The organism is Chromohalobacter sp. 48-RD10, assembly GCF_029889785.1.
In the GTDB taxonomy this organism is placed as follows: domain Bacteria; phylum Pseudomonadota; class Gammaproteobacteria; order Pseudomonadales; family Halomonadaceae; genus Chromohalobacter.
In genome coordinates this window covers 300,253-319,499 of the sequence record NZ_JARANX010000001.1, presented here as the reverse complement: position 1 = coordinate 319,499, position 19,247 = coordinate 300,253, and the positions used below count along the sequence as shown (strand labels likewise).

Annotated in this window: 17 protein-coding genes; 10 read left to right on the top strand and 7 right to left on the bottom strand. The window is 60.0% G+C overall.

Annotated elements, in window-relative coordinates; all coding sequences use genetic code 11:
• The first annotated feature begins 46 nt into the window (after positions 1–46).
• The 4 genes from OP496_RS01430 to OP496_RS01415 all read left to right on the top strand — a co-directional run bounded on the left by OP496_RS01430 (position 47) and on the right by OP496_RS01415 (position 5,923).
• On the top strand, positions 47–1,651 hold the full coding sequence (locus OP496_RS01430) for a glucan biosynthesis protein G (RefSeq protein ID WP_280561547.1): 1,605 nt from the start codon (positions 47–49) through the stop codon (positions 1,649–1,651).
• Positions 1,644–4,145 carry a glucans biosynthesis glucosyltransferase MdoH gene (gene mdoH, locus OP496_RS01425; protein ID WP_280561546.1) on the top strand — a complete coding sequence of 834 codons (2,502 nt, stop codon included), beginning with the start codon at positions 1,644–1,646 and terminating at the stop codon, positions 4,143–4,145. Before OP496_RS01430 ends, mdoH begins: the two co-directional genes overlap by 8 nt.
• 110 nt (positions 4,146–4,255) lie before the next feature.
• Positions 4,256–4,498, top strand: coding sequence for a GlsB/YeaQ/YmgE family stress response membrane protein (locus tag OP496_RS01420; protein WP_280561545.1), 243 nt, complete (start codon positions 4,256–4,258; stop codon positions 4,496–4,498).
• Between the two features lie 135 nt (positions 4,499–4,633).
• Complete coding sequence (locus tag OP496_RS01415; protein ID WP_280561544.1) at positions 4,634–5,923, top strand: acyltransferase; 1,290 nt, start codon at positions 4,634–4,636, stop codon at positions 5,921–5,923.
• Positions 5,924–6,016: 93 nt separating this feature from the next.
• On the opposite strand, the gene gabT is transcribed toward OP496_RS01415, so the two are convergent.
• The gene (gabT, locus tag OP496_RS01410) at positions 6,017–7,297 is read right to left on the bottom strand and encodes a 4-aminobutyrate--2-oxoglutarate transaminase (protein ID WP_280561542.1); all 1,281 of its coding nucleotides are present in this window, start codon (positions 7,295–7,297) and stop codon (positions 6,017–6,019) included.
• Positions 7,298–7,310: 13 nt separating this feature from the next.
• Positions 7,311–8,759, bottom strand: a complete 1,449-nt coding sequence (locus OP496_RS01405) for an NAD-dependent succinate-semialdehyde dehydrogenase (protein WP_280561541.1) — start codon at positions 8,757–8,759, stop codon at positions 7,311–7,313.
• Positions 8,760–8,963: 204 nt separating this feature from the next.
• Between OP496_RS01405 and OP496_RS01400 the strand changes: the two genes are divergently transcribed.
• From OP496_RS01400 to OP496_RS01390, 3 genes are all read left to right on the top strand, one after another.
• The gene (locus OP496_RS01400; protein WP_280561540.1) at positions 8,964–11,420 is read left to right on the top strand and encodes a YbeU/YbeR family protein; all 2,457 of its coding nucleotides are present in this window, start codon (positions 8,964–8,966) and stop codon (positions 11,418–11,420) included.
• A gap of 285 nt (positions 11,421–11,705) precedes the next feature.
• The gene (locus tag OP496_RS01395; RefSeq protein ID WP_280561538.1) at positions 11,706–12,326 is read left to right on the top strand and encodes an NlpC/P60 family protein; all 621 of its coding nucleotides are present in this window, start codon (positions 11,706–11,708) and stop codon (positions 12,324–12,326) included.
• A 100-nt stretch (positions 12,327–12,426) separates the two neighbouring features.
• Positions 12,427–13,629: an MFS transporter gene (locus OP496_RS01390; protein WP_280561537.1), complete on the top strand. Its 1,203-nt coding sequence runs from the start codon at positions 12,427–12,429 to the stop codon at positions 13,627–13,629.
• A 10-nt stretch (positions 13,630–13,639) separates the two neighbouring features.
• Here the strand turns inward: OP496_RS01390 and msrA are convergent, their stop codons facing one another.
• On the bottom strand, positions 13,640–14,242 hold the full coding sequence (gene msrA, locus OP496_RS01385) for a peptide-methionine (S)-S-oxide reductase MsrA (protein WP_280561536.1): 603 nt from the start codon (positions 14,240–14,242) through the stop codon (positions 13,640–13,642).
• An 86-nt stretch (positions 14,243–14,328) separates the two neighbouring features.
• On the opposite strand from msrA, the gene OP496_RS01380 reads away from it, so the two are divergent.
• Positions 14,329–15,003 carry a CDP-alcohol phosphatidyltransferase family protein gene (locus OP496_RS01380; protein WP_280561535.1) on the top strand — a complete coding sequence of 225 codons (675 nt, stop codon included), beginning with the start codon at positions 14,329–14,331 and terminating at the stop codon, positions 15,001–15,003.
• Between the two features lie 71 nt (positions 15,004–15,074).
• On the opposite strand, the gene OP496_RS01375 is transcribed toward OP496_RS01380, so the two are convergent.
• On the bottom strand, positions 15,075–15,563 hold the full coding sequence (locus OP496_RS01375) for a peptidylprolyl isomerase (RefSeq protein WP_280561534.1): 489 nt from the start codon (positions 15,561–15,563) through the stop codon (positions 15,075–15,077).
• Positions 15,564–15,828: 265 nt separating this feature from the next.
• Here OP496_RS01375 and OP496_RS01370 point away from each other — a divergent pair, with 265 nt between their 5' ends.
• The gene (locus OP496_RS01370) at positions 15,829–16,113 is read left to right on the top strand and encodes a hypothetical protein (protein ID WP_247619819.1); all 285 of its coding nucleotides are present in this window, start codon (positions 15,829–15,831) and stop codon (positions 16,111–16,113) included.
• Between the two features lie 60 nt (positions 16,114–16,173).
• Here the strand turns inward: OP496_RS01370 and OP496_RS01365 are convergent, their stop codons facing one another.
• The 3 genes from OP496_RS01365 to OP496_RS01355 form a co-directional block, all read right to left on the bottom strand.
• Positions 16,174–17,163, bottom strand: coding sequence for a lipid A deacylase LpxR family protein (locus tag OP496_RS01365; RefSeq protein ID WP_280561533.1), 990 nt, complete (start codon positions 17,161–17,163; stop codon positions 16,174–16,176).
• Positions 17,164–17,296: 133 nt separating this feature from the next.
• Positions 17,297–17,764 (bottom strand): glycine zipper 2TM domain-containing protein, encoded by a 468-nt coding sequence (locus OP496_RS01360; RefSeq protein WP_280561532.1) that lies wholly within the window; start codon positions 17,762–17,764, stop codon positions 17,297–17,299.
• Positions 17,765–17,874: 110 nt separating this feature from the next.
• Positions 17,875–18,255, bottom strand: coding sequence for a DUF6314 family protein (locus tag OP496_RS01355; RefSeq protein WP_280561887.1), 381 nt, complete (start codon positions 18,253–18,255; stop codon positions 17,875–17,877).
• 111 nt (positions 18,256–18,366) lie between these two features.
• On the opposite strand from OP496_RS01355, the gene OP496_RS01350 reads away from it, so the two are divergent.
• A complete protein-coding gene (locus OP496_RS01350; protein WP_280561531.1) occupies positions 18,367–19,242 on the top strand; it encodes a carboxylate/amino acid/amine transporter in 876 nt (291 codons plus the stop codon).
• Positions 19,243–19,247 lie beyond the last annotated feature (5 nt).

Here is a 19,247-nt window from a genome sequence, read left to right as displayed (position 1 = left end):
CGTAAAGGGGTGACTTGCCCCTGAAATGCCGCAAGGGAGTAGTAATGTGAGTGTACCGAATCGACATTTTTTGACGGCAATGTCCTCGCGTCGTTGTAAGCGCCCTCTCGCGGGCATGCTGGGCGTATGGTTAGCCTTCGCGGCGCAGGCGTGTTTTGCCTTTGGCTTCGAGGATGTGGTCAAGAAGGCCGAGCAACTTTCCGAGCAAGGGTACCAGTCACCGGGAACAAGCTTGCCGGAATCGCTGAGCAACCTGGAGTACTCGGACTACGCCAAGATTCACACCAAAGATGGTCACGCGCTGTGGGAAGACGACGACCTCCCCTTCAATCTTGCTTTCTTTCATGAGGGGATGCACTACGACACTTCCGTAAAGATACATACCGTGGTGGATGGTGAAGTGGAAGATATTTCCTTCAATCCTGACGACTTCGCTTACGGTGATCTGGATATTCCCGAGGAAGATCTCGAGGACCTCGGGTTTGCGGGATTCAAGGTTAACAATGCGCTCAATGACGCCGATCGCATGAATGAAGTCATGGCGTTTCAGGGGGCGAGTTATTTCCGAACCTTGGGGCGTGATCAGACCTATGGTGCTTCCGGTCGTGGTCTGGCGATCGACACGGCGTTACCCAGTGGTGAGGAATTTCCGGCGTTTCGTGAGTTCTGGGTCGTCAAGCCAAGCAACGATAGCCAGTATCTGACGATATTCGCATTGCTTGATTCGCCGAGCCTTGCCGGCGCTTATCGTTTCGTACTCCGCCCCGGGGAAGACACCGTCGTCGATGTGACATCGCAGCTTTTCATGCGTAACGCCGTGGAAAAACTGGGGGTCGCGCCTCTGACGAGTATGTACTTGTATGGCCCGGGACAGCCCACCGATTCACTCAATTATCGGCCGGCGATTCACGATTCCAATGGCCTGCTGGTGCATGATTCGGGTGGTGGCACCGACGCGAGCAAGGAAGAGTGGACCTGGCGCCCGCTCGCCAATCCCGACAAGTTGATGGTCGATGAGCAAGATGTCGATTCCCTCAAGGGTTTTGGACTGCTGCAGCGCAGTCACGACTTTCATGATTATGAAGATCTCAAAGATCGCTATGATCGTCGTCCAAGTGTGTGGATCGAGCCTCAAGGCGACTGGGGCAAGGGCCAGATCGAATTGATCCAGATACCCACGCCAGACGAGACCAACGATAATATCGTCACCTTGTGGAAGCCTGACGAAGCGCCGCAAGCGGGCGATGAACTCGACTTCAATTATCGCATGTACTGGACGACGCACGAGGCCAAGTTCCATAGCCCCGACTTATCTTGGGCTGACCAGACGCGTCGCTCGCAAGGCGAAGTACGTAAAGACAATTTGGTGCGTGAGACCGATGGTTCGCTAGCGTTCATCGTCGATTTCAAGGGGCCGGGGCTGGAATCGATCAAGGACGGTGCCAGCATGCAAGTCGATGCCTCCGTCGGAGACAACGGCGAACTGATCGAAAGCCGTGTCGTTCCCAATGAGGCCGAAAGTGGTTGGCGGATGTTCGTGCGCGTCAAGCGTAGCGATGACAGTCAACCCCTGGATATTCGTGCCTACCTGAAGGATGGGGATAAGCGGCTTTCGGAAACCTGGTATTACCGGCTCCCTGCTAATGGTTGATACACAAGTTGATACAGTGACTGGCGATTATCTCGAGTGCTTGGCACAGGAAACGGACTCCCGAGGCGCGCGCCGTGAGCTACTCGCTAGTCGCCTCGATGAACAAGGTCTGGAAGCCTTGCACTCGAGCCTCGGGGAACGCGAGGTCTCGGAGTATGACCCGGCGGCGATCTCGGTGGGCGCGCGCTTATCGCTGGCGTATAGCGCCCGTCCGCTGGCGCCGCCCACCGTGCTGACGACTGACGCGCAAGGCATCACGCGGCTTTGTACCACGCCGCCGATAACGCGCACGCCCCTTGCGCCGGAGTCATGGGCGACCAATCCATTCGTTCGCTATGCGCAACGCCTGCGGAAGTGGATCGATCGTGGCTTTCGGCGCCGGCATAAGGCCAAATCGGACGCTGCCTCGACACCGCGTTGGCAGAAAGTCGGCATGCTGCGACGCAGGATCTTGTTGATCCTGGTCGTGGGGCAAAGCCTGGTGGCGGCGGAATACATGCGCTCGGTGTTGCCCTATCAAGGCAAGCAGGCACTTGAAGTCGCCATTTTGGCGCTTTTCGTGCTGTTGTTTTGTTGGGTCTCGGCGGGATTCTGGACGGCCCTCATGGGGTTCTTCCAGCTTTTGCGCGGCCGCGATCGCTACGCGATCGATGCCCGTGACGTGCAGGAAGATGCGCCGATCGACGAAACGGCGCGCACGGCGCTGGTGGTGCCCATCTGCAATGAGGATGTGGCGCGGGTTTTTGCCGGTGTGCGGGCCACGCTCGAGTCGCTGCGCGATAGCGGCCAGGAACGCCACTTTGACCTGTTTATTCTGAGCGATACCTTCGATCCCGAACTGGCGATCGCAGAGACGCATGCCTGGCTGGCGTTGTGTCGTGAGCTGGATGCCTTCGACCGAGTCTTCTATCGACGCCGCCAGCGCCGCATGAAGCGCAAGAGCGGCAATATCGACGACTTCTGCCGCCGTTGGGGTGCCAATTACCGCTACATGGTGGTGTTGGATGCTGACAGCGTCATGAGTGGTGCTTGCTTGACGCGTCTGGTGCGGTTGATGGAAGCGCATCCCAAGGCAGGGATTATCCAGTCCGCGCCGCGTGCCTCCGGCCGTTTGAATCTCTATGCACGCATGCAGCAGTTCGCGACGCGTGTCTATGGACCGCTATTCACGGCGGGGTTGCATTTCTGGCAATTGGGCGAATCGCATTACTGGGGGCATAACGCGATCCTTCGCCTGGCTCCCTTCATGCGTCACTGCATGCTGGCGCCGCTGCCGGGAAAGGGGTCGCTTTCCGGGGAAATTCTGTCTCACGATTTCGTCGAAGCGGCGTTGATGCGCCGAGCGGAATGGGGGGTGTGGATCGCCTACAACCTGGATGGCAGTTACGAGGAAATGCCGCCCAACCTCCTCGACGAGCTCAATCGCGATCGTCGTTGGTGTCACGGTAACTTGATGAACTTTCGCCTGTTTCTGGCTAAAGGCATTCATCCCGTGCACCGTGCGGTCTTCCTAACCGGAGTGATGTCGTACATATCGGCGCCTCTGTGGTGCTTGTTCCTGATCTTGTCGACTGCCTTGCTGGCGGTGCATACGTTGAGTACGCCACAGTATTTCCCTGAGCCGGGCATGATGTTCCCTGTCTGGCCGCAATGGAATCCTACCATGGCGGTGGGCTTGTTCTCGGCCACGGCAACGTTGTTGTTCCTGCCCAAGGTTCTCAGCGTGATCCTGGTCATTGCGCAAGGGTCCAAGGAGTTCGGTGGCAGCTTGCGGCTATGTGCGGGCATGGTCTTGGAATCGCTGTTCTCCATGCTGATGGCGCCGGTGCGAATGCTCTTCCATACACGCTTCGTACTGACAGCGCTTCTGGGGCGCGCCATACAGTGGCGCTCTCCGTCGCGTGACAACAGCGATACGCCGTGGGGTGATGCTGTACGTCACCATGGCGTCCAGACGCTCATCGGGGCAGTGTGGGCCGTGGGCGTGTATTACATGGAGCCGACCTTTCTCTGGTGGCTGGCGCCCATCGTGGGTGCCTTGATGGTGTCGATCCCGGTTTCGGTGTTTTCCAGCCGCGTGTCGCTGGGGCGCTGGTGTCAGCATGCTCGCCTGTTTCGTATTCCCGAGGAGACGCATCCCCCGCGTGTGCTGCGGCGCATGGTGCGTCATCTGAAGCGCATGCGCGCCCAGCAGGCGGCGGCGCCGACCTTCGTGCAGGTGGTCGTCGATCCCATGGCCAATGCGCTAGGGTGTGCACTGGCCACGAGCCGACATGGCGCATCGGCGCTTCTGCGGCGGCGTCGAGAAGAACGGGTCAGGGCGGTCGTCACCGAAAATCCCATCAAGGTGAAGCCGGCGACCCAGTTGAACTTTCTCGATGATCCCGTGCTGCTGTCGATGCTGCATCACTGGGCATGGACATCGCCCGACGCACACCCGGACTGGCGCGAACTCGGTACGCCGACGCCTGTCTCATGGCGGGTGCCGGGATGAGACGAGGGACTACGCAGGTATCGTCGCCGGTCTAACTGCTATGCTGGAAACGGTATCTGTGAGTCGTCTTTCGTGTCGCGTCGCATTCAAGGAGAGAAGGAGATAAAGGAATGAGCATCATCTTGTGGTTGATCATCGGGGGTCTGGCTGGCTGGATTGCAGGCAAGATCATGCGCGGTGGCGGCTTCGGTATCCTCGGCAATATCGGTGTCGGCATTGTGGGCGCGGTGATCGGCGGTTTCCTCTTCAGTCTACTGGGACTTGCGCAGACCAATATCATCGGCTCGTTGATCATGGCCGTGATTGGTGCCGTGGTACTGCTGTGGGTCGTGGCCAAGCTTCGGAAATCCTAGCGCGTCGTGGATTACCGACGCCCTGAAAAGTGTCCGTTGAATATGGAAAACGAATGATTCCTTGCCCCGGCCCTTTGAGAGGTCGGGGCTTTTCGTGGGTATCGTGCCTTCGGGACTGCTGTGAGATGCGCGCTTATGGACAAGACACAACAGACGGGCCAGAAGGAACGTTTTATCGGCCTGGAGTGGTTACGCTTCGTGCTCGGGCTTTATATCGTGATCTTCCACACTCTGCATACTTACCCGTCGATCAGTGCCTGGTCGCATTACGTGACGGATATAGGCTTCTTCTCGACGAGTACGTTCTTCGTGTTGTCGGGCTTCTTGCTGACCCATGTGTACCTCGATGAGCGTCGCCAACTACGTGAGCCAGCGCGCAGCTTTTGGATCAAACGCTTCTCGAACTTGTATCCGATACATATCGGATCATTGGTGCTGGCGGTCAGCATGTCGGCCTTGATTGGATATTTGGCGATTTCACCGGAAGACGCCGGGATGTCGTGGCGTTTCGTTATCTACGACGTCAACAATGACCTTGGACAGGTGACCCCGGAGGCCCTGGAACATTTCATGGGCAACGGAGAGCTTGCGCTCAACCTAGTGCTCAATGTCGGGCTACTGCATGCCTGGAATCCTTATTACCTGACCTTCAATCCTCCGTCCTGGTCGATTTCGGCGCTGATGGGCTTTTATCTGGTCTTCCCGTGGATAGCGCCGCGCTTGTTTCGGCTCCGCCGCGTGGGACGGGCTTTGATCTTGAACAATCTGCTATACCTGATTCCCCCGTTGGTGGTCATCGCCGTGACCGACTTCGGTATGCCCGAAACGGGAATCATGCACCGCAATCCGCTGATTCGTTTGCCTGAGTTCGTGGCAGGGATACTACTGTGTGTATGGTATACCCGCTACCGCGCGGCAGGTGGCTGGCTGAGCGGCAGGCAGCGCCTGATGCTGGCGGCATTCGTGGCGAGTTGTGTCGTAGTGGCGGTCTGGTTGCTGGGCCAGGGGCATGCCTGGTATTACCTGCTGCATAATGGCTTGTTGCTACCCGCGCAGTTGGCATTGATTCTGCTGGCCACGCAATGGCGTATGCCTGAGAGTCGCCGTGTGCGTCGCTTGGCGAGCCGGCTGGGTGGGGCGTCGTTGCCGATGTTTGCGCTGCACGTCCCGCTGTTCGTGATCTTTACACGAATCGAGCGAGTGATTGCCGGCGAGCCGGCACTCTGCGTGAATGGATTTCGTGCCTGTTTCGATGCCGCCGGTGACAGCTCGCTGGTGTTCTATCCGCTGTTTCTCTTGCTGACGGTGCTGTTCTGCGTGATGTTTCAGGAGCAGTTTGTGTTGCGCGTTCGCAATGCAATGCAGCGTTGGTTGCTGCCGAGGCTGGTTTCGCCGCCGTCGCATACCGAGAAAGTGGCGCGCTGACGTTGCTGCTTGGCTCGAATACACTGGCCTTAACGACGAAGGGGCGCCATCGGTATGGCGCCCCTTCGTATCATGCTGGCACGCGCGAGTCGTTTACGCGTGGCTCAGTTCCTTTAGGCAGGCTTCGATGATGTCCAGGCCTTCCTGGAGTACATCGTCCTCGATGGTGACCGGCATCAAGAAGCGTAGGGTGTTGCCGTAGAGACCGCAGGACAGCAGAATCAGTCCTTTCTCGCGCGCCTTCTTGCAGAGTGCCCCGGTCAGCTCCGCATCCGGCGTGTGATTGGCCTTGTCGGCGACCACGTCGAAGGCGGCCATGGCCCCCAGGTGGCGGACATTGTCGACGCAGGCGAAGTCCTGTTGCCATTTGGCGAAGCGCTCACCCAGCTTGTCGCCCAGCGCCTGGCTCTTCTCGAGGATTTTCTCTTCCTCGAAGACTTCCAGTACCGCAAGGGTCGCGGCGCAGGAGACCGGGCTGCCGGTGTAGGTGCCGCCCAGCGAATTGCCGCCGGAGGCGTCCATGGCCTTGTCGGTGCCGACCACGGCGGAGATTGGCATGCCGTCGGCCATGCTCTTGGCCATGGTGATGATGTCGGGCTCGACGCCGCTGTGTTCGATGGCGAACAGCTTGCCGGTGCGTCCAAAGCCGGACTGTACCTCGTCGACTATCAGCAGAATACCGTGCTCGTCGCAGATCTCGCGGACTGCCTCGAGGAAGCTGGGCGAGGCTGCGTAGAAGCCGCCTTCACCGAGTACCGGCTCGAGCACGATGGCGGCAGTATCGCGGGGATTGGCATCGGTCTTGAGCGTCATCTTCAGGCCATTTAGCGCGTCTTCCTCGCTCACCCCGTGATAGGGCACCGGGTAGGGCGCACGGAAGACGTTACCCGGCATGCTACCGAAGTCGGTGGCGTAGGGTGCGACCTTGCCGTTCATGGCCATGGTCATGAAGGTCCGGCCATGATAGCCGCCGGTGAAGCAGATGACGTTGTCGCGTCCTGTCGCCGCGCGGGCCACCTTGACGGCGTTTTCCAGCGCCTCGGCGCCGGAATTGGCGAGCATGACCTTGCCGTGGCCGCGTACCGGGGTGAGCTGGCTGAGCTTCTCGGCGACCTTCACGTAGCCTTCATAGGGCATCACCGTCTGGCAGGTGTGCATCACCTTGTCGAGTTGGTCCTTGACCGCCTGCACCACCTTGGGATGACGGTGGCCGACGTTGAGCACGCCGATACCGCCGGCGAAGTCGATGATGCGATTGCCGTCGGCATCCCAGATCAAAGCGTTCTCGGCACGTTCGGCAAACTGGGTCGCCGGGCTCGCGGCGCCGCTGGCGACGTAACGTGTCTTGAGTTCATTGAGCTGTGCGTTGTTCATGCTTGCCTCCTTGTCAAAGTCCGCCCATGCAGACGTATTTTAGCTCGGTATATTCCTCGAGACCGTGGTGAGAGCCTTCGCGTCCCAGCCCGGACTCCTTGATGCCGCCGAAAGGCGCCAGCTCGGTCGATAGAAGCCCTTCGTTGATGGCAACCATGCCGTATTCGAGGCCCTCCATCACTTGCCATATACGCCGATAGTCGCGCGCATAGACGTAGGCGGCAAGGCCGAATTCGGTGGCGTTGGCCATGGCGATGGCTTGTGCCTCGTCGGTGAAACGAAAGACCGGCGCCACGGGGCCGAATGTCTCTTCGCGGGCGACATGCATGTCGTCGGTAACGTCGGCGAGCAGGGTCGGTTGGAAGAACGTACCGCCCAACGCGTGCGGTTTGCCGCCACATACCAAGCGTGCGCCCTTGGAGCGGGCATCGGCAATGTGTGCCTCGACCTTTTCGAGTGCGCTGGCGTTGATCAGGGGCCCTAGCGTTACATCTTCGTCGAGTCCGTTGCCGACCTGAAGCGCCTCGATACGCGCGGCAAACTTGGCGATGAACTCATCGTACACGCCATCCTGCACCAGAAAACGGTTGGTGCACACACAGGTCTGCCCGGAATTGCGGAATTTAGAGGCGATGGCGCCCTCCACGGCGGCATCCAGGTCGGCATCGTCGAAAACCACGAAGGGCGCATTGCCGCCCAGTTCCATGGAGGCTTTCTTGACCGTCTCCGCGCACTGCGTCAGCAAGCGCTTGCCGACCGCTGTCGAGCCCGTGAACGAGACCTTGCGCACGCGCGGATCGGTGGTTAGTACCTCGCCTATCTCGGCAGGTTTCTCGGCGGTAAGCACGTTGACGACGCCGGCGGGGAGCCCGGCATCCTCGGCGAGCTTGGCCAACGCCAGGGCGGTCAGCGGTGTGGCTTCTGCGGGCTTGATCACCACCGGGCAGCCGGCCGCCAAGGCCGGGGCACATTTACGGGTGATCATTGCCAGCGGGAAGTTCCAAGGCGTAATGGCGGCGACCACGCCGATTGGCTCGCGCATGACGAGAATGCGCTTGTCAGCGCCGTGGCTGGGCAAGGTCTCGCCCGCGATGCGCTTGGCTTCCTCGGCGTAGTATTCGATGAAGCTCGCCCCGTAGGCGACCTCGCCCCGCGATTCGGCGAGCGGCTTGCCTTGTTCCAGGGTCATGAGTTGCGCCAGTGCCTCGCGATGGGCCATGACACGCTCGAACCAGGCGCGCAACAAGGAGGCGCGCTCCTTGGCGGGGCGTCGCCGCCATTGCGGCCACGCGGCTTCGGCGGCGGCGATGGCATCGTGTGCCTCGCCGGCGCCCAGGTCGGGGACCTGCGCCAGGCATTCGCCCGTGGCCGGGTCGGTGACCGCGAAACGGTGCTCGCTATCGCGCCATTCGCCGCCGATGTAGGCGCGGTCGATCAGGATATTGGGTGTTGGCTGACTCATGGAAGCCTCCGGGTGAAGCGTGATTCAACGCCTATTGTTTGACGGTGTGTGCATTATTTAAAACACCTGACCCAGGTGGCGTCCAGCGATTTTTCGTATCTTGCCTGGGCAGGTTATCGCGCCTTGCGTATCGGCGACACCAGCCTCTTTCCGGTACACTATGGCGCCGTTGTATGAATGCCGAGTTCATGAGTGAGGTGCGTCTTGATCGATCCTCTTAACGCCTGGTGGGCACAGCAGTTGGTGCTGTGCGGCTGGGCGTTTGATCCCGAACCGTTGAGTGTGCCGCCCGAGACGGCGCAGGCACGCCTGGCGTTGTTGGACGTGCGCGAACGGGGAGAGCTTGGCTGGCGCTTGGCCGAAGCGTGCATGCCGGGGCAGGGCGAGGCCTTGCGCCAGCTACAGGCATTTGAACTGCTGGCGTTGTCGGGCGCTGCCGGCTGGCTGGACGCTCCCCGGGCTCACGCCTGGGCGGAGTGGATTGCCGCCGACATCCAGGCGCATCATGCCTCGCTGGACGCATGGCTGTCGGCGTTGCGTCACGAGCGAGGACAAATCGACTGGACCCACGACGATGACGGCTTTCTCGAGGCCTGCGAAGCCCTGTCGCAACTCGAGCGCGAAGCGGCTGGCGTCACTTGGGAGGCACTCGCCGAGTGGCTATCCGATCGGCCTCGCCAGCTACCGTGGCCGATCGATCAAAATAGTGGCGTATGGCGTCTGCGTGCGGTCTTCGCCCCCGTGCTGGACGCGACGTGCGATGCGCGCTTGGACTGGCCGGAGGTAGAGCGTTGGTTGGCCGATGTCTGGCGCATTGACGGGCGCGATGAATTGATTCGCATGCTGCTGTGGCTGGGCGGGCAAGGGCATCGTTATACATGGGATCTCGATGCCGCGCGTTTGACCCCCCAGGGTGGAAGTACTCGACGTCAGTGGTGGGAATCGCTCGGTGAGGCGAGTGACTATGGCCATGTGATGCTGACATTCCTCGACAGCGGAGAGCCCCTGGAATGGGCGGCGTGGGATTGGCTGCGGTTGGCGGATCTCGCCTATGCGGGCTGGAATGCGGGCTGGCTCGACGCGCAGGAAGCCGAAGCATTTGCCGCACACGCGGGCGATTTGCTGATGCGCCGGTATCGTGACTGGACGAGCGTGGCCAAGGCGTACCAGCGCGGGCGTAGCCTTTTCGAGGGGACCGATCGGCGTGCGGATTTCGCGCGTGACTGGGACGTCTTGTTGCGTTCACGGTCGAGCCCCTGGCAGGTGACGCTCGAGGCGCTGCTGGATGACGCCCAGCGCGAGGCTTCGCGGCAGGCGATACGCGGTTGGCGCGCGCCGGCGTGGCACTGGGTCCTGGCGTTGGCGGCGATGCGTGAACCCGATCTGTTGTATCGGCAGGGCATCGATCGCGCCCCAGATGCGCAGCAGCGCGACGAGGCGCGTCGTTATCTGCGTGACACGCTGGGTCTCGAACCTGCCATGGGCACGGCCGGTCTGGCCAGCCTGTGGCTGCCCGGGCAGGTGCATCATCTCAATCAACTGGCTGCCGATGCTGCCCACGGTGCATTGCCTGCGGCGACAACGCCCTTTGGGCACGCGATGTCGGAGGCCGTGCGGCTACGCAATGGCCTCAAGCACTGCACCCGTCATGCGGCGACGATTTTCATGGCGGAAAAATACGCCTTCTATCTGATGATGTGTGCCGACAGCGGTGATTACGACCGCCGCGAGCTCGAGACGTTGGCAGAGTCACTGCGCGGCGTGTTGAGCCGCTTTTATAATGGACCCAAGGCGCTGATCGAGGCGTGGGCGGCATGGGAGGCGGCGTTGCCCGAGGCGGAAGATCCGCCCCTGGTGGCGGAAATCCGTTGGCATCGCGATGACGCCGGAAGCCCCTTGCATTGGCTCGATTGGCACCATGCTACCTGGCTTGAGCCCGGCGAGCGCTTGTCGTTGCCACGCTTCACGGCTCTGGCATTGGTCGGGCCTCTCAATGCCCCTGTCTGGAGTGCTCCGGGCCCTGAAGTTGGCAGCGAGCGAGAGGCGCTGCGCGAATGGCTTGATAGTCACTATGGGTTGTTGTCGGCGGAGGCACTCAAGGAGTTCCTGAATTTCTTGATCGAGGCGGGAGATCGTCAGGAATATCAGATCAACTATGCGCCTTACACGCTCAATGCCGCGCGCTTGCGTGAGGAGGTCGCGATCATCGAGTCCGGCGAGTGCAGCGAGGATGATCGCAATCATCTACTGCGTCTGCGCCGCGTCGAGAGCAACGCCTCGGGATGCAACGAGTACGACATGGCCGCCTGGGATGTGGCGCAGGCCGTCGATCTCGCCATTGCCGGGCGACAGATGGACTGGCTGTCGGCGGTGGAGTTCGACACCCTGGTGGAGCGTGCCGCTCATTTGGCGCAATCGCACTATGCGAGTTGGTACGATTATGCCCGTGGGCTTTACGCGGGGTTTTCCTTCTTCATGGGCGAGACCGATGAGCGTGAGGCGTTCCTGCAGGGATTCGGCGAGGCACTGACCGCTTGGTTGACGGCCGCACCGCCGCTGGCCGGTAGCTGGGCGAGTCTTGATTTTCCGGGCTCAACCGCACGTCACTGGGCGCCTCTGCATATCGATACCTTGCCGGGCGATGCGCGGACGTTGCACTGATCGGGCAGGGCGTCGGGATGAAACATTTCGTATCCCGCTTTCGAGAGCTCTCGTCAAAAGGCGGGAGTTTCTCTATCATCGTATCGGTCTTGATGCCCTCCAGCGGGCACACGGCATGTTAACGAGTCGAGTCTAGGCCGCTCTGGCGGTGGCACCTGCGATGCGCGCCACCACCACAGCGACCCCCTCGCCAGGTAGTGCCTAGCAAGGTAGGGCGTCGTCTTGCATTCATGCAAGCGCCCCGAGGCATCCGCGAGGTTGAATACGTGTGATGAGGTCGCTTGGATGCTTCGAACCATGGCATTGGGATGGGTATTGGCTGCTCTGTTGGGTGGCTGTGCCACGCAAAGCCCGCAACATACCGCTCCACAATCGTCTTCCCTGTCCGCGGCCGCCAAGGCCGGTGAAGGCGCGCTCTCCGACGCGGGTCGTGAGTCTCCGTTGGCTACTTTTCGCGCCAGCGACGTTCAGCGGGCGCTGGTATCACCGGCGCGTATTCGTGAGGCACTACTATCCGAGCACCAGCGCTGGGTGGGGACACCGTATCGTCTCGGTGGGACCACGCAACGCGGCATCGATTGCTCGGCGTTGATGCAGCATGTCTACAGCGATGCGTTCCATCTCTCCCTACCGCGTACCACCGAGCAACAAATGCAAGAGGGGCGTCGGGTGCCGCGCAGCGATCTTGAAGCCGGCGACTTGGTCTTCTTCCATTCCCCCGGCCCGTACAACCATGTCGGCGTCTATGTCGACGACGGTTATTTTCTGCATGCTTCGACGTCACAGGGCGTCAAGTTGTCACGCCTCGACAATGTCTACTGGAATCGCCACTACTGGCAGTCACGGCGGCCCATGGACAGAACGCAGTTGGCGGCGCGTCTCGATCGCCAGCCCCACGAAGGATGAGCGGCTCGCAGGTGTCGGCATGCCAGGTCGAGAGGTTTCTCGTGTCTCGTTCGTATAATGTTGCGTCCGGCGAAATCATGATGCATTCATGGAGGACGTCATGATCGAACCGCGTACCCGTGCCTGGTGGCGCGCAACCCTGGCATTGTGCCTGGGCTCCTTCACCGTCTTCATCAACTTGTATGTCGCCCAGCCGCTGCTGCCGGCCATTCGCGAGAGTTTCGAGGTCTCGACGCTGGCGGCGGGCAGTGCGATTTCGGTCAGCATGTTGACGCTGGCATTGTCGCTGCTGTTCTACGGACCGCTTTCCGATGCCATCGGCCGAACCGCCATCATGCGTGTCACGCTGGTACTCGCCAGCGTTTGTACCTTGGTCATGGCATTTGCTCCCAACTTCGCGAGTCTACTGGCCCTGCGTGCTTTGCAAGGGTTCTTGCTGGGCGGTTTGCCTGCAGTGGCAATCGCTTGGATGGGTGATGAGTTCAACAAGCCGGCGCTGTTGCTGGCCGTCGGGCTCTATATCAGCGGTAACACGCTGGGGGGGATCGGTGGACGCGTCATCGGCGGTACGGTCGCTGAACATTGGGGATGGCATAGTAGCTTCGTGGCGATCGCGTGTCTGAGCCTGGCATGCACCTGGATATTCTGGCGCGCCTTGCCGCCTGCCCGACAGTTCCGCCCTTCGCCGTTGCGCGTGGGACAGGCCGCGCGGGATATGCAGGGGCATTTGCGCGATCCCCGGTTGATTGCCGCCTATCTTATCGGCGGGTTCAACTTTTTCATCTTCATCAATCAATACAGCTATGTGACGTTTCGGCTCAGCGAGGCGCCGTTTTCTCTCACCTCGCAATGGTTGGGCCTGATATTCCTGACCTATCTCGGTGGTACCGTGGGCTCGGCGCTGTCCGGGCGTATCGCGCAGCGCTTGTCGCAGCCGACATGCATGATGCTGGGTATCGGCATCCTGATGAGCGGCTCGCTACTTACGTTGATGCCTTCCTTGATCACGATCATCGCTGGTCTGACGATCAATGCCGTGGGATTCTTCCTGGCGCATTCGATGGCCTCGAGCTGGGTGGGGCGGCACGCACAGCGCGCGCGGGGCAGTGCGTCGTCGCTGTATCTGGTGTTCTACTATCTGGGCGCCAGCCTCGGTGGCTTCTATCTGGAGCCGTTCTGGGCGCGCTGGCAATGGAGCGGCGTGATCGCTGCCTCGCTGCTGGTGTTGCTGGGAACCTTCAGCGTGGCAGCTTGGTTGTGGCGTCGTGAGCGGTGGATGGTTGATATGCCAGAGGCGACCTGAGCGCGTACTTTCAAGGCTTGCCGGCGTCATCGCCCCACACGGTTTCGAGGCGGTCGTCACGGCCGCAACCGGCACGGTAGAAGCGGTAGCGCACGGGGTTTTTCTTGTAGAAATTTTGATGGTATTCCTCGGCGTCCCAGAAGGGCGCTTTCGCTTCGACGCGCGTCTTGACGTTGCGCTCGAAGCGCGTTTCAACGGCTTCCTTGGAGGCTTCGGCGAGGCGTCGCTGACGCTGGTCGAGGGGAAAGATGGCGCTACGGTATTGGCTACCGACATCGCAGAATTGGCGTCCCTCGGCGAAGGGATCGATATTGTGCCAGAACACGTCGAGCAGCGTGTCGTAGTCGACGACCTCGTCATCGTAGACGACCTTGACCGCCTCGGCATGGCCGGTATTGCCGCTGCTGACTTGTTCGTAGGTGGGGCGCTCGCTATCACCGCCGATGTAGCCGGAGGTTGTCGAGACGACGCCCTCGAGTTTGTCGTAAGGCGGCTCCATGCACCAGAAACAGCCACCGGCGAAGATGGCTTCGCGCTGCGCGGCATGGGCCTGGGAAATGGGAACGAATGCGAGCGTTGCGAGTAGTGCGAACGCGATCACTGGAAAGCGCATCGGGCGACTCCTGATTATCGGGTTATCATGTCATGCTGATGTGATTGATATACCGCAAGTCTACTTGAAAAATAGCGGGAGCCCACATGTTGGATAAATGGACGAACGCCTGGGTTGCGCCGGTACTTACGCGCTGCGCCGTTGGCTTGGGACGTCGCGGTGTGACGCCGACTCAACTGACGGTGGGCGGTTTTGCAATCGGCATGCTGGCGTTGCCGTTATTGGCCTATCAATCTTATGGCCTGGCCCTGGTGGCGATTGTCCTCAACCGCGTGTGTGATGGTCTGGACGGCGCCTTGGCGCGTCATCTGCAATGTCAAAGCGATGCCGGCGGATTTCTCGATATTGTCCTGGACTTCGTCTTCTATGCCGCCGTGGTAGTGGGATTCGCTCTGGCCGATCCGGGGCAAAATGCCTTGCCCGCCGCCTTTTTGCTCTTCGCGTTTATGGGGACCGGTGCGTCGTTTCTGGCCTTTGCGATTGCCGCGACACGCCATGGTTTGGAGCGGCCGCATTTTGAGCACAAAGCGTTTTACTACCTGGAGGGCTTGACCGAGGGTACCGAGACGATCATGGCCTTCGTCGTGTTCTGCTTGTGGCCGGCGTATTTCCCTTGGTGGGCGATCTTCTTCGCGTTGGTGTGTCTGCTCACGACAGCGATGCGTGTCGTGGGAGGCTATCGTGCCTTGGCCAAGGCTGAAGGAGCATCCGCAGGATGGTTCGAGAAAGGTACGGGGGCATCAAAAAGCGAACCACGGTAGGCAGGACGTAGACATGAAACGGGCGGCCCGCAGGCCGCCCGTTTTCACGTCAGGTGTTGCGAAGGAGCGTCTTAGTGCTCCTGTTCTTGCTCGCCTTCACCGTGCACGTGACCGTGTTCGGCTTCTTCCGCAGTCGCTTCACGCACTTCAGCGATCCCGACATCGAAATTCAGAGTCTGACCGGCCAACGGATGGTTGCCATCGACGGTGACAGTGTCGCCTTCGACTTGGGTGACCGTGACCATGAGCGGTCCACCCTGGGTCTGCGCTTGGAACTGCATGCCCGGTTGAATGTCATCGACACCCTGGAAGGCATCGCGCGGCACTTCTTGCATCAGGCCGGGCTGAGTTTCACCGTAGCCTTCTGCCGGCTCGACGGTGACTTTGAGGTTCTCGCCGCTCTGACGGCCTTCCAGTTCCTTTTCCAGCCCTGGAATGATGTTGCCCGCGCCGTGCAGGTAAGTCAGAGGATCGCGGCCTTCCGAGCTGTCCAGCACTTCACCCTCGTTATTGGTGAGGGTGTAGTGGAAGGAAACCACGGAATTCTGGGCAATCTGCATGTTGAAGACCTTTCTGGGTGTATGTCGCCATCCATGGTAACGCGCTCACCCAAGTGTGTCAGGGGCCTCTCGGGGTTTTCATATCCCTTTTGAGTTGCATGATGACACTTCAAGGTGCATCGGGAACGAATTTGTCGCCGAACGGTCTCTTGAGCAGCGTCCTGCGTCAGGGCGTCGCGCCGGTTGCGCGGTGCTGGGGGTGACGGTACCCTGCCGAGCTTGGTGCAATTGAAAGATTACCGACGTTGCCTATCAGGAGGCCAACATGACCGTAACGCTGATCTGGCTGATCGCTTTCGCCGTGATTCTTTTCCTGGCGCTGCGCGCGTGGGACGGTTCTCTCGGAAAGATGATCATGCGCCGCATTCCGGCGGCGTTGCAGCTGGGCGGTGACGATCGTTGGGTGTGGAGTATTGCCTTGGCCGTGTTGGGCGCCACTTTCATCGTCAACCCGATCTCGATGTTACTGACGTTGATTATCCTGGCGCTGTTTTACTGGATCGCCAAGCGCGTGGGGTGCTGGTTGATGCGCCGCGTCAAATTACACTGACGAAAAGCTGTTTTAGCTCGAGCAATGCCCCGCTGATGCGGGGCATTGTCGTTGAGGGCGTCACAGCCACAGCGAAAGTGTCAATGAGCCAAATTGGTCATTTTCGTCTTGGGCTTTGAACTCATCGGTTCGCCAGACGCTGGTGTAGGTGAGCTGCCAGCTGTCCCACGTCAAGGCGATACCGGCCAGCGCGTCGCTGACCCACTGACGGCTATCCACTGAATGGCTGTCCTCGAAGGTATTGCCATCCAGCAGCAGGTTATGAGCCATGAAGCGGCCCTCGAGGCTCGCGAACGCATACCAGCCGAACCCCTGATCGGGTTCGAAGTAGTTGCGCCCGCTTTGAGCGGGGGCGACGGCAGGCATACCGGCGCTATTGTGTAGATCATCGCCAATACGCAGGCCCACGCCACCTGCGGCATACGTATACAGGTTGCCGAGGGCAAAGCCGGCATTGGGGCCGTATTCCATGTCCAGATTGCCGAACGAGTCTTGCAGCCACCAACTGCGCTTGTAGGTCAGGTTGAGCACCGGTTCGTTATGAAGCTGGTGCGACCAGCCTTTGGGTTCGTCGCTACCGATCAGGTGATGAAAGTTCTTCTGGATGGCTTTTCCTCCCGATGCAGGCCCCACGATGCCGGCGTCGAAGTGGAGATCGTCCGCCTGGCGCCAGCCGCTGTACTGGCGGTCATCGAAGAGTGATACGCCAGCATAGAGCAGGCCCGCATAAGGTCGGTCGTTTTCGATGAGGTCCGAGCGGTCGATATCGTTGGGCGTGTAGATCTGCTGACCGGCACGATAAGCCACACCGTCGAGCTCTGCGCTTGACCAGCCGGGTACGGCGTCGGCGAGACGTCGCGTCCAGTGCGCTGCGTCGGGCGTGAATGACCAGTTTACTTCCAATCCATTGGTGTAATGTCCGTCTTCGCCGCTGGCGAAAAGATCATTCTCGCTCTTGATCGTCAGCATTCCGTCGGCCAGCACGGGACTTGAGAAGATCGCAAAGGCGAGGGTCGAAGCGAGGCAACCGAGCGTGCGTCCTGTGTTCATGAGGCTAGTTTCCCACATCCGTAGCGTATCACGCTACATACGATAGCGTATGTAAACAGGTTCGGACAGGAAAAATTAGCGTGCTTTCGATGGCTCATGCCATTACTGGCGGCATGAGCCTTGCGATCTCGACTCAGTAAGGCGCGACACTCAGATTGGCTCCACTGCCGACCATGCGCACTTGTTGTCCGACTTGCCAGTTGCGGTCAGCTTTCTGAACCACGACGACAGAATCGCCGCTATCGCGCCGGATTTCTATCTCCCAGGCCTGGGTACGATTGGCGGAATCTTCGACCTTGCTGCCGGCGACGCTACCGCCGATGGCGCCGACCGCCGCAGCGATGGTGCTTCCGGAGCCCCCGCCGACCTGGTTCCCGAGCAAGCCACCCAGTACGGCACCGCCTAGGCCACCCAAAACGCCTTCGTTCTGATCGCCAGCTTGAATCTGCACCGGACGCACTGACGTGATAGTGCCGTAAGTCACCGACTGCGCGGTTTCGGCTTGCCCGCTGCGATAGACATCGCCGGAATAAGGCGAGGTGTTGGCACAGCCGACGAGGGCCAATGACCCGATGAGTGCTAAAGGAAGTAGTACTTTCATGCGACCTCCGTTGCTTGTCATGCTGTTTTAAAACAGCGTTCCCAAACTATTCTAGCGCGTTGTGAAGATGCCGGCCAGTGCTGGCGACGAAGACGTGTCGCTGCGCTGCGTTAATCGTCTGGCTGCCGATAATGGTAGACGAGTCGCTCATCCTTGCGCGGTCCCGCGATATGCCATTCGAGTTGAAAGCCGTAAGGCTCGAAGGTAAGTCGAGCCTGGTAGGTATCGGCACCGCAGAGATGTGGTGACTTGCTGGTCAATGTGGTCGCCGAGTCGGCGACGAGATCGAATAGCCAGACCGCCGCGTCGGGGCCTCGGCGCTCGTGATAGAGCGCGATATGCTCAGGATGAAGGTCCCAGCGATAGACATTACGAAACGCTACTTTACGGGATTGGCCTTGAGGCAGGAAATGGCCTTGTTCGATGAAGCGCACCCAGTCGGTGTGTGTGTCGGGCGCCACTATTCCTTCACCTTGGCCGGACCAGGCCACCTCGGAGGTATGTCCTGAGTGAGACGTGAAACTCAGTCGGTGAATACTAGGCAAAAGGCGTGCCAGGCGTATAATGGCAGTCAACTTTTTAGATCCTCAGGTTAACTGTAAATGGGATATTTGATTGGCGTTACGACGCTCTGGGCATTTTCCTTCAGCCTGATCGGCGTCTACCTCTCCAGCCAGGTCGATAGTTATTTCGCGGTGCTGACCCGTATTGGGTTGGCGGCGCTGATCTTTCTGATCTGGCTACGTCCGCGACGTTTGCCGCTCGGGCACGCACTGGGATTGATGGCCATTGGCGCTGTACAGCTGGGGGCGATGTATATCGGTTTCTATCAGTCGTTTGCGTTGTTGAGCGTACCGGAAGTCTTACTGTTCACGATCTTCACACCACTCTACATCACCTTGATCGACGACATATTAAAGGGACACTTCACGCCATTCTATCTGCTCACCGCTGCGCTTGCCGTGCTCGGGGCGGCGGTTATCCGTTACGCCGACATCAGCGACGCCTATTGGGCCGGCTTCTTAGTGGTACAGAGTTCGAATCTATGCTTCGCCGTTGGGCAGGTCGCTTACCGTCATTTAGCGCCGCGCTTGCCTCAGGAGATAGCGCATCGCCATGTCTTCGGCTGGTTCTACCTGGGCGCGTTGTGCGTGGCGCTACCGGCGTTCTGGCTGTTCGGCGATGTCACAGCGTTGCCGACGACCTCGCTGCAGTGGGGCATTCTGGTATGGCTGGGTGTCGTCGCGTCGGGGCTTGGTTATTTCCTCTGGAACAAGGGGGCTTGTCGAGTCGATGCTGGAACGCTGGCGATCATGAACAATGCTCTGGTGCCCGCCGGGTTGATGGTCAATCTGCTGATCTGGAACCGCGACGCTGACGTACCGCGTCTGGTGTTGGGCGCGGGAATATTGCTGGCCTCGTTGCTGATCAATACCTGGTGGCGCCGGCGCCATCAGGCATCGCTCGGTATTGCGTGATAGCG

What these genes read in the sequence shown, in the direction of transcription:
- mdoH (WP_280561546.1), top strand. Translation starts at nt 1,644, where the DNA reads ATGGTTGATACACAAGTTGATACAGTGACTGGCGATTATCTCGAGTGC.
- OP496_RS01420 (WP_280561545.1), top strand. Translation starts at nt 4,256, where the DNA reads ATGAGCATCATCTTGTGGTTGATCATCGGGGGTCTGGCTGGCTGGATT.
- OP496_RS01415 (WP_280561544.1), top strand. Translation starts at nt 4,634, where the DNA reads ATGGACAAGACACAACAGACGGGCCAGAAGGAACGTTTTATCGGCCTG.
- gabT (WP_280561542.1), bottom strand. Translation starts at nt 7,297, where the DNA reads ATGAACAACGCACAGCTCAATGAACTCAAGACACGTTACGTCGCCAGC.
- OP496_RS01405 (WP_280561541.1), bottom strand. Translation starts at nt 8,759, where the DNA reads ATGAGTCAGCCAACACCCAATATCCTGATCGACCGCGCCTACATCGGC.
- OP496_RS01395 (WP_280561538.1), top strand. Translation starts at nt 11,706, where the DNA reads ATGCTTCGAACCATGGCATTGGGATGGGTATTGGCTGCTCTGTTGGGT.
- OP496_RS01390 (WP_280561537.1), top strand. Translation starts at nt 12,427, where the DNA reads ATGATCGAACCGCGTACCCGTGCCTGGTGGCGCGCAACCCTGGCATTG.
- msrA (WP_280561536.1), bottom strand. Translation starts at nt 14,242, where the DNA reads ATGCGCTTTCCAGTGATCGCGTTCGCACTACTCGCAACGCTCGCATTC.
- OP496_RS01380 (WP_280561535.1), top strand. Translation starts at nt 14,329, where the DNA reads ATGTTGGATAAATGGACGAACGCCTGGGTTGCGCCGGTACTTACGCGC.
- OP496_RS01375 (WP_280561534.1), bottom strand. Translation starts at nt 15,563, where the DNA reads ATGCAGATTGCCCAGAATTCCGTGGTTTCCTTCCACTACACCCTCACC.
- OP496_RS01370 (WP_247619819.1), top strand. Translation starts at nt 15,829, where the DNA reads ATGACCGTAACGCTGATCTGGCTGATCGCTTTCGCCGTGATTCTTTTC.
- OP496_RS01365 (WP_280561533.1), bottom strand. Translation starts at nt 17,163, where the DNA reads ATGAACACAGGACGCACGCTCGGTTGCCTCGCTTCGACCCTCGCCTTT.
- OP496_RS01360 (WP_280561532.1), bottom strand. Translation starts at nt 17,764, where the DNA reads ATGAAAGTACTACTTCCTTTAGCACTCATCGGGTCATTGGCCCTCGTC.
- OP496_RS01350 (WP_280561531.1), top strand. Translation starts at nt 18,367, where the DNA reads ATGGGATATTTGATTGGCGTTACGACGCTCTGGGCATTTTCCTTCAGC.